A 2118-nucleotide genomic window follows, 5' to 3' on the forward strand; every position below is an offset into this window, starting at 1 on the left:
GCGCCTCGGTCCCAAGCCCTCGCCCCTGGTGTCGGCGGGTGATCCACGATCCGGTCTCGACCGTCCTTACGGTCGCGAAGTCAGCCGCCCACATGTTCTGCAAGCCGATCGCGACGCCGTCGACGCGGACCGCGAGGTGCAGGTCCCAGCTGTGGGGCTGCCAGTGGGCCAGGGCTCGCCAGTGGTGCTGCAGCAGCTGCCGCTCTCGTAGCGGCGATGACTCGTACAGGAATGCCTGCTGAAAGCGGATCTCATCAGGTGGCTGGATCTCGCGGGAGGCTTGGGCGAGGTTCAGCAGGTCGTCGGTGCTCGGCACGGCCAGCTCCAGACGCGGTGTTGTGATCCGCAAGGCCAGCAGCGGCCAGATCCCTGCCAGTTCATCACTCACCTGGTCACTCTTACCGCTTCCTGGCCGGTGCGTGACCAGCTACTAATGGGATGTGAGGCATCTGTACTGGGACCTCGGAGAAACCGGGGCCGGCGCCTGCTTCGAGGTGGACTGGCGCGGGTCGACCGCTCGGGTCTGTCTCATGGACAGCGAGGAATACCAGTCGTACCTCGACCAGGAGGCATACCAGTACCACGGCGCCTTCTTCGACTACAGCCCCCTCACCCTGCAGGTGCCCTACGACGACTACTGGTACCTGATCGTCGACAGCTACGACCGGGTCAAGAACGTCACCGTCGTCCAGCTCTTCGACTGAGCACGGCTGCGCCCTAGCAGCGCGCGCAATCTGGATCAGCCCCATGCACTGTCGGGTCTAGGGGTCGGGACGGCACGCCTGCAAGATCATCCGTGCCTGGTGTGTATCACGTGATCCCGAGCCGCATGAGGCACGCAGGTGCTGTGATCTGGCCCGTTAGCCGGCTTCGAGAACGAAGAACAAGAAGCTCAGGAACCTCGTGCCGGTGATCTCGCGGAGCTCCTCGGGGAACACCTCGCGGGCTTCCGGCACAAACGGCGGTTCGCTGATGACGCTGAGGCGAAAGCCGGCCGCGGCGAAGGCCTCGGTCATCGCGTGCAGCGGCCGGTCCCAGAAACTCATCTGGGCGGTCTGCCCGCCCATGGCCCATTCTTGGGTCCGGTTACGGATCTCGAAGTACGTGGGCTTCTCCCCGGCCATGTGCTGCAGGAGGGCGCCCACGAGTGGATGGTAGACCGAGATGAGGAGCCGGCCGCCAGGCCTGAGCACGCGTCGCAGCTCGGCCAGTGTCGGTCCCCAGTCTTCCAGGTAGTGCAGCACCAGGGACGCGATGACGTCGTCAAACGCGTCGTCGGGGAAAGGCAGTGGGCTGGCCAGATCGACGACCCGCAGGTCTGCGTCGGCGCCCAGCCGCAGTCGGGCCATCTCCAGCATCCCGGCGCTCGCGTCGACGCCGGTCACGAGAGCGCCTCGATCGCGCAACGCGGAGAACAGCGGACCCGCGCCGCAGCCGGCGTCGAGGATGCGCCTTCCGGTCACATCCCCGGCGAGCTCCAGCATCGCGGGCCGCGCGTAGTACGCGTGCATGAGGCTGGTCTCGTTCTCGGCCGTGTACCCCTCGGCGATCCGGTCGTAGTCGTTGAATCGGAACGAAGATGCGGCCTCAATGTGCTTCTCAGGCATAGCAGACATGCGGGTCATTGTGGCCCATCAGTCACGGGCGACGCAGGCGTACGGCCTCGTTGCGCGCGGAGCTCGCCAACTCAGGTGCACAACCGCCAACCGAAGCGCTAAAGAGTCCTAACAAAATGATCTAGGGGCCGTGTCTGATTGTCTCGGTGGTCGTTGATCTCGTCGTGAAGAAGGGCGAGCAGCTTCCGTGGATCGTGCCGGACAGCCTGTGGGAGCGGATTGAGCCGCTGCTACCGAAGGTGGAGCGGCGCACCCGCCATCCGGGCCGTAAACGGCTGGACGACCGTAAGGCGTTATGCGGAATCTTGTTCCTGCTGTACACGGCGATCCCGTGGGAGTTCCTGCCCCAGGAGCTCGGCTTCGGTTCGGGGATGACCTGCTGGCGGCGGCTGCGCGACTGGCACCAGGGCGTTCCACCCGAGGACTGGACACCTGAGACCCTGGACCTTGCTGGTTCGGGGAGATCGGGAGAGTGTCCCGTTGGGGATGAAGAACTATCCAC

The 2118-nt window shown here is 65.2% G+C and carries 4 protein-coding genes; 2 read left to right on the top strand and 2 right to left on the bottom strand.

Annotation, left to right across the window (positions count from 1 at the left end; all coding sequences use genetic code 11):
* On the bottom strand, window positions 1–388 hold a 388-nt coding region (locus tag ABFX50_RS50465), incomplete at its 3' end, for a GNAT family N-acetyltransferase (protein ID WP_346158409.1).
* Window positions 389–440: 52 nt separating this feature from the next.
* Here ABFX50_RS50465 and ABFX50_RS50470 point away from each other — a divergent pair.
* Window positions 441–704 carry a DUF1883 domain-containing protein gene (locus ABFX50_RS50470; RefSeq protein WP_346158411.1) on the top strand — a complete coding sequence of 88 codons (264 nt, stop codon included), beginning with the start codon at window positions 441–443 and terminating at the stop codon, window positions 702–704.
* 156 nt (window positions 705–860) lie between these two features.
* Here ABFX50_RS50470 and ABFX50_RS50475 read toward each other — a convergent pair whose 3' ends face one another.
* Window positions 861–1607, bottom strand: a complete 747-nt coding sequence (locus tag ABFX50_RS50475; RefSeq protein ID WP_346158412.1) for a class I SAM-dependent methyltransferase — start codon at window positions 1605–1607, stop codon at window positions 861–863.
* Window positions 1608–1807: 200 nt separating this feature from the next.
* Here ABFX50_RS50475 and ABFX50_RS50480 point away from each other — a divergent pair.
* The coding region (locus ABFX50_RS50480) for a transposase (protein ID WP_428834741.1) at window positions 1808–2118 on the top strand (311 nt) is incomplete at its 3' end.

The sequence above is a fragment of the Nonomuraea recticatena genome (genome assembly GCF_039533245.1).
Classification (GTDB): Bacteria; Actinomycetota; Actinomycetes; order Streptosporangiales; family Streptosporangiaceae; genus Nonomuraea; species Nonomuraea roseola.

Bases quoted from the DNA above. Each gene is read 5' to 3' on its own strand.
- ABFX50_RS50475 (WP_346158412.1), bottom strand. From the start codon at position 1,607: ATGCCTGAGAAGCACATTGAGGCCGCATCTTCGTTCCGATTCAACGAC.